The organism is Nonomuraea insulae (assembly GCF_042656245.1).
In genome coordinates, this window is sequence record NZ_JBHSPA010000115.1 from 243,365 (window position 1) to 249,812 (window position 6,448).

Below are 6,448 nucleotides of genomic sequence, written 5' to 3' on the forward strand. Positions count from 1 at the left end.
GGCAGCCCCGGCCGCGGATCGTCACCACGTACGTGCACTCCAAGACCTCGCTGTTGGACGGCACCTGGGCGACCATCGGCTCGGCCAACCTGGACGGCGCGTCGCTCGACTTCACCCAGCACCTCCACAAGCTGCTGCCGGGAGAGGTACGCAACACCGAGGTCAACTGCGTGATCCTGAACGGCGTCGAGGGGCAGCCGCCCACGCCCGTGGTCGACCTGCTGCGCCGCCGGCTGTGGGCGGAGTTCCTCGGGTTCGAGAGCTCTCCCGGCGTGCCCGACCCGGATCACGAGCGCCTCGCCGCGCCACCGGCGGGCGGGTGGCTGAAGCTGTGGCGGGAACGCGCCGACGGCAAACTGGAGCGGCTCAAGCGCGATCCAGCCGACGTCGCGCCCGGCCATGTCCTGCCCTGGCCGGACGTGGACCGCACGCTCCACCATCCGCGCGAGCACCTGGATGTCCTCGGGGTCGACACCAGCCGCATCGACGTGCTCAAAGGGGTGCGGGCCTTCTCCTTCAAGGAAGGCCGGTACAACGAGCGACTGCCCGAGCTCGATGTGCCCCCCGACCCCCGATTCCAGTTCATGTGAGGTGAGGCCGGTTTGGCGTCCACCCTTGATCGGGCCGCCGAGCAGCTCGCCGGCGCGCTGCGCAGGCTCGACCTGCTGCTCAACGATCCGCGCGGGGCGGGGCATCTGCTGCGGCTACTGGGCTGGGACCTTCCGCCCGGAGCCGGTGACGTCGGGCTGGCCGGGCTCGATCTCGCCGAAGCGCTCGACCAGCTCGACGCTCTGCACGCTGTCCGCGCCTCGGGAGGCACGGAGGAGGAAATCGCGGCCGCGTACGCGGGTGTGGTCGTCTCGGTCACGCGCACGCTGACCCACCTGCGCGACGCGGCGCGGGGCTTCACGGCCGCACCGGACTACCTGGAACGCACGGACCTCGCCGACGAGTTCTTCCGCAGGCTGCTCGACCTGCTGGTGATCCAGTCGGTGGGCGCGCTCGCCTCGCCCGGCCTTCGCCGCCGGGCAGTTGGCGGGGGATCTTCCTGCTGGAGGCGCGCGAGGCTGACCCAGCGATCTTCGAGCCTGTTCACATCCGGCACGTGGTGCGGTGGGACCGCCTGGAGACGCTACTCACCGACCCCGGGCGGCTCTTCCGCGAGGTGTACGGATGGGGTACGCCCGGCTTCGACGCCGCCGCCCTGGTCATCAACCTCGCGAACGTGCTCAAGTTCACGGCGGTCGACAGCCGGATCCGGCCGCTGCCACGGCAGGCCGAGGAGCGGCTGACGGGCAGGCCGGTTCCCGAGGCCGCCGCCGAACCCGCGCTCCAGTTGTTCGTCAGCCTGCTCAAAGGGCTCGACGACGCGCTGGACGTCGGGGTGACGCTGTATCCGATGCGTCCCACCAGGCCCGGGGTGCCGACGGGGGCCTCGGACTGTCGCCCTACGCGCACGGCACCACGCAGGCGCGGTTCCCGCTGGCCGAGCGTACGACGCTCGTCGTCGAGTCGTCGGTAGACGTCCAGGGCGGCATCGCCCTGCTGCTGCGGCCGGACGCCGGGGCGCAGGTCAGGACAGGGGCTGATCACCCCGGGCCCAGGCGATCCCGCGGCCGCGGCGGACGTCGTCGCCGTGGGGCGCCTGGAGGCCGCGCCGGGCGTGCCGTTCACGCTCCTGGCGCTGCCTGGGGGCGGGCGGCTGGACGCGGCCGCCCTGTCGGCGGGTGGGGGCGTGCGCTCGGGAGAGGCGACGGTCGAGCTGGCCCTGGAGGGCGGCCGCTTGGTCGTCGACCCGTCCTCTGGCGACGGGTTCGTGGCGACGGTCCTGGACGGGCGGCGGCTGGAGGCCGGTTTCGACGTCGCGCTGTCGTTCGGGCGGCCGGGCTGCGCTTCCGGGGCAGCGCGGGCTGGAGGCACGGATTCCGGTCCACGAACGGCTCGGCCCGGTCGACTTGCAGGCGGTCTATCTGCGCGCCGGTCTGGGGGCCGGCGGCGCCCAGGTGGAGCTGTCGGCCGCGTTCGGCGTGCGGCTCGGCCCGATACGGGCGAGTGTGGACCGGATGGGCGTCCAAGGTGAGCTCACCTTCCCGCGGGAGGGCGGGAATCTGGGCCCCGCGCAACTGGACACGGCGTTCAAGCCGCCGAGCGGGGCCGGGCTGGTGCTGGACGCCAGGGTGGTGACCGGCGGTGGGTTCCTGTTCCTGGACCACCGCCGCGGCGATTACGCGGGCGCGCTGGAGCTCGCCGGCTTCCTCGAGGTAAAGGGCATCGGGCTGATCACCACCCGGCTGCCGGACGGCTCCCGGGGATTCCCTGATGATCATCCTCACCGGCGAGTTCCCCGAGCCCGGCCTGCAGCTGGGGTTCGGGTTCCGGCTGCTGGCGGTCGGCGGCCTGCTCGGGCTGAACCGCACCGTACGGCTCCAGGCGCTGATGGAGGGAGTGCGGACCGGCGCGATCGAGTCGATCATGTTCCCCCGAGACGTGATCGCCAACGCGCCCCGCATCCTCAGCCATCTGCGCGAGTTCTTCCCGCCGGATCGGGACCGTTTCCTGATCGGGCCCATGGCCAAGCTGGCCTGGGGCTCGCCCGCCCTGCTGACCGTGTCCCTCGCGGTGATCGTCGAGGTGCCCGGGAACATCACCTTCGTCGGCGTGCTCAAGGTGGCCCTGCCCGCCGAGGACACACCGCTGCTCCTGCTGCGGGTCAACTTCGCCGGAGTCGTCGAACCCGACCAGCGGCGGCTCTACTTCTCGGCCACCCTGTTCGAGTCCAGGATCCTGCATCTGACCATCGACGGCGACATGGGTGTGCTGGCCGCGTGGGGCGACGAACCCGACCTCGTGCTGACCGTGGGCGGCTTCCACCCCTCCTACACGCCGCCGCCGCTGCCCTTCCCCGTGCCGCGCCGGGTGTCCCGCGACATCCTGAGCGAGTCCGACGCCCGCATCCGGGTCTCCGGATACTTCGCGGTGACCAGCAACACGGCGCAGTTCGGCGCGCACGCGGAGCTGTACTTCAGGTTCAGCGCCTTCCGGGTGAAGGGTCACGTCGGGTTCGACTCGCTGTTCCAGCTCTCGCCATTCGCCTTCGCCGTCCAGGTGAGCGCGTCGGTCTCGCTGAAGGCGTTCGGGGTGGGCTGCTTCAGCATCCACCTGCGCTTCGCCCTCGAAGGGCCCACGCCGTGGCGGGCGCACGGGCGGGGCGGCGTCTCGCTGTTCTTCTTCGACATCTCCGCCGACTTCGGCGTCACCTGGGGCGAGCACCGCGACACCCTGCTGCCGCCGGTCCGGGTGCTCCCCATCGTCGCGGCCGAGCTGGCCAGGCCCGAGAACTGGCAGACACGTGCGCCCGGGACGAAGTCGCTGGTCAGCCTGCGTCCGGCGGCGGGGGCGGGGACGACCTCGTGCTGCACCCGATCGGCACGCTGTCGGTCCGGCAGCGGGCGATCCCCCTCGACCTGCGACGATGCGGGCTGCCGGGCGCGCTATCTGATCCGCGATCGGGATGGGAAGTTCTCCGCCCTCATGGAGGAGATTCTCGCCGAGGACTGCGTCCAGACCGTAATCACCGGTATACGGATGCCCGGATGAACTCGATCATGGGGCGATGGGTGCAGTCGTGCCACCACGAACTCCTCGACCGCTGCCTCGTATGGAACGAACGCCGCCTGCGGCACGCCCTACGCGAATACGAACACTTCTACAACCAGCACCGCGCCCCAAGCCGCCCCGCTGCGTCCTGTCCCCGGACCCGATCACAGACCTCAAGCGAAATCACCGACCTGAACATACGCCGAAGAGACCGGCTCGGCGGAGTTCCCCACAAGTACTCAGATGCAGCTTGAACTATATGGATGTAGTTCGGCAGGCGCAGAGCCCCTTCCCGACCCGGTCGAGGACGACATCAAAGCCATCCGACGTGACCGCCTCGGCGGACTGCTCCACGAATACGCGCAGGTCGCATAGGGCGGCCGAGTTCTTGGCACCCACAAGGTCGCCGTGGGAGCGACCCAACCGGCCGCGCCCCCGATCCATCCCTCTCGCGTTGCACGGTCGTGATCTTCAGCGTATTAGGGCTGGGGGTGCCGGATGAGGTACTCCTGAAGCTCGCGGTGGCGAAACTGGTAGGCGATGCCGGCGATGCGGATCAGTCCGGTGTCGGTATAGCACCAGTGCAGAAACCGGGCCAGCTTCCACGGCAGTCGCCGTGTCATGCAGAGCATCAGGAGCAGGTACCGCAGTCCGGCGTTGCCCGGACCGCCAATAGCCACCAGGTAGAGCCCGAAAGCCAGCGCGGCAGGGCCGACTGTCGCGGCGGTTTCGATCCCGTCGAGGCCGCCCGGGCTTAGCTCACTGGCGATGCCCGCCACCAGTCCTACGGACAGTCCAAGCAGGAGCAGGAACGCCGATCCGCTGGCGAGGTCGTCGCGGACGATGCCACGGGGAGTGGGGACGGGTTTGTGGCCGGGGATCATCAGCGACCCCGCCAGGCTCAGAAGTAACCCGATCAGGAGTCCTGCCGTAAGGCCGGCCACTCCGTTCCCGTTGGTGGCTCCGCCCCAGAGTCCGAATATGGGGCAGACCACGTATCCGGCGATGATCGCAGTGGGGGACTTCATCTGGGTCAGGTCGATGTGAGTGAGGCGGGGCCACACCTCCAGCCAGGCGATGAGGCTGCCGCCCCCGCCTAGGCCTATCGCGGCTATGGCGCTGATCGTGAAGCCGTCGGGTCCGATCGCCAGCGCGAGCGTCGGCACCATGACCGCCGTGATGAGCGCGATGACACCGAGGCCGAGGACGCGCGAACGGTTCCCAGCCAGCGGCCACAGTTCGTGCAGGACGAGGTCAGTGCTGGACAGGGTGCGGCCGTCCAACGGGGGCCGGAGCATGTTGGTGTCCAGATAGCGGGCCAGGACCGCCAGCCACTTGTGGACGTGGCCAGGCCGGTAGCGGGTCTGCGCGCCTGGCGGGGTGGTGGCCACGATGGTGGCGGGAATGAACAGACTGAGCAGGTGATCGCGTATCTGATCAGGGCCTGTGGTGGTGCCGGCCTGGCCGGCGAGGTGCGCCAGTTCGGCGGGGTCGCGCAGGTAGGCGCCGGTGTCGGATCGTTGCTGGTAGACGGTGACGGCCAGCGTGAGTCTCCAGGGTGTGGCCAGTGCCTCGGCCAGCGGATGGCCGGGCTGGGTGAGAGCATCTAGCACCGGCTGCCAGCGCGTGCGCTGATGCGCCCCGGCGACTGCCTCGATGAAGGTCCACGTCTGGTCCTCAGTGACTCCCGACAGGGTGACGCGGGCCGCGTCATGCGCCCAGGTGTCGTCGGCGATGAGCGCGTCGTAGACGGTTGACCGGCAGGTCAGCACCAGCCGCGCCTTCCCGCGCCCGCGCTGGTAGGCGTTCAGCGCCCGCAGCGCCTCGCCCGCGCGTGAGCCGTAGCCGGGCTCGGGTTCGGCGTCCATCTCGTCCAGGCCGTCGATGACCGGGAGCACCCGATCGGCCCGCAACAGGGCTCGCGCGGTGGCCTTGGACAGGTTGAAGGTGCGTACCAGGTGCGCCGCCAGCCAGTCCTCCACGCTCGTCTGAGAATCCCAGGCCGCTGCGGGCAAGCGGACCGGGATCGGATCGTCGGGTCTGCGATTGTCGTCTGTCAGCAGGCCCAGTATCAGCTCGACCGCGAGCACCGTCTTGCCGGACCCGGCCTCGCCGGTGATCACCAGCCGCTGCGGTCTCAACTTCCGGAAGTACTCCGCCACGTTCGTCATCGTTGCCTCGGACGCGGCTCGGCCGGCATTGTGGCCGGGCGCGGGGGTGAGGACGAAAGCTACATCGATCGTGCGGTCCTGCCGGCCCAGCAGTTGCCCCCGCTGTGCGGTCTCGGCGGTCACGATCGCTGCTTCGAGCTTCTGCGCCCACAGGTCCACATCGGTATCGGTAATCTGCGTGGCCCGGACCGTCTGCCATCCCGACCAGATTGACACCGCCAGCGACAGCGCCGACACCATGAGACTGGCAGGGTCGACATCACCCCACCCCGCATCCTTCAAGCCCATCCAGGCGAATACGACGGCCACCATGAGCAGCAGCCCGCACGCCCACATCCACATCCGGCCAGACCTGCGATCCTCACCCATAATCGACCATCATCGGCATGCGTACGCCCTCGCGCATCAAAGTCCGGCCAATCACCATCTGCCTTGCACATCTACCGCGATGCCAGGTGCTTGCCAGCAGGCCGCCGACCGCCAGTAGCCGCGTCCGTATCCCGTCCGAGATCGTCTGCCGCAACCTGTATCGGGTCAAATTCAGCAACGACGGCTCTGACCTGTGGTTGAACGGGGTCCGTTCCCACAGGAAAGATCGCGTCTTATGCTTGTCCGCCTGCTCTATCTGATCACGCTCCGGGTGTTCGGCTGGTTGATGTTGCTGGGCCGTAGCCAGGCGT

General features: G+C 69.4%; 5 protein-coding genes and 2 pseudogenes. 4 read left to right on the top strand and 3 right to left on the bottom strand.

The features are described from left to right. Positions 1–32: 32 nt before the first annotated feature. Entirely contained in the window at positions 33–590 is a 558-nt protein-coding gene (locus ACFPZ3_RS64665) for a hypothetical protein (protein ID WP_379524312.1), read from the top strand. A 114-nt stretch (positions 591–704) separates the two neighbouring features. Here the strand turns inward: ACFPZ3_RS64665 and ACFPZ3_RS64670 are convergent, their stop codons facing one another. Then, positions 705–884 carry a hypothetical protein gene (locus ACFPZ3_RS64670; protein ID WP_379524313.1) on the bottom strand — a complete coding sequence of 60 codons (180 nt, stop codon included), beginning with the start codon at positions 882–884 and terminating at the stop codon, positions 705–707. 221 nt (positions 885–1,105) lie between these two features. Here ACFPZ3_RS64670 and ACFPZ3_RS64675 point away from each other — a divergent pair, with 221 nt between their 5' ends. The 3 genes and pseudogenes from ACFPZ3_RS64675 to ACFPZ3_RS64680 form a co-directional block, all read left to right on the top strand. Beyond that, the gene (locus tag ACFPZ3_RS64675; protein ID WP_379524314.1) at positions 1,106–1,522 is read left to right on the top strand and encodes a hypothetical protein; all 417 of its coding nucleotides are present in this window, start codon (positions 1,106–1,108) and stop codon (positions 1,520–1,522) included. A 205-nt stretch (positions 1,523–1,727) separates the two neighbouring features. Then, positions 1,728–2,276: pseudogene (locus tag ACFPZ3_RS70390) on the top strand (DUF6603 domain-containing protein); the annotation flags it as partial. A 37-nt stretch (positions 2,277–2,313) separates the two neighbouring features. After that, positions 2,314–3,597 (top strand): annotated as a pseudogene (locus tag ACFPZ3_RS64680) (DUF6603 domain-containing protein); the annotation flags it as partial. Between the two features lie 479 nt (positions 3,598–4,076). Here ACFPZ3_RS64680 and ACFPZ3_RS64685 read toward each other — a convergent pair. Together ACFPZ3_RS64685 and ACFPZ3_RS64690 are read right to left on the bottom strand one after the other, a co-directional pair. After that, positions 4,077–6,137, bottom strand: a complete 2,061-nt coding sequence (locus ACFPZ3_RS64685) for an NACHT domain-containing protein (RefSeq protein ID WP_379524315.1) — start codon at positions 6,135–6,137, stop codon at positions 4,077–4,079. Beyond that, positions 6,130–6,448, bottom strand: a 319-nt coding sequence (locus ACFPZ3_RS64690; RefSeq protein WP_379524316.1) for a hypothetical protein, incomplete at its 5' end; no start/stop codon positions are given. The genes ACFPZ3_RS64685 and ACFPZ3_RS64690, both read right to left, overlap by 8 nt.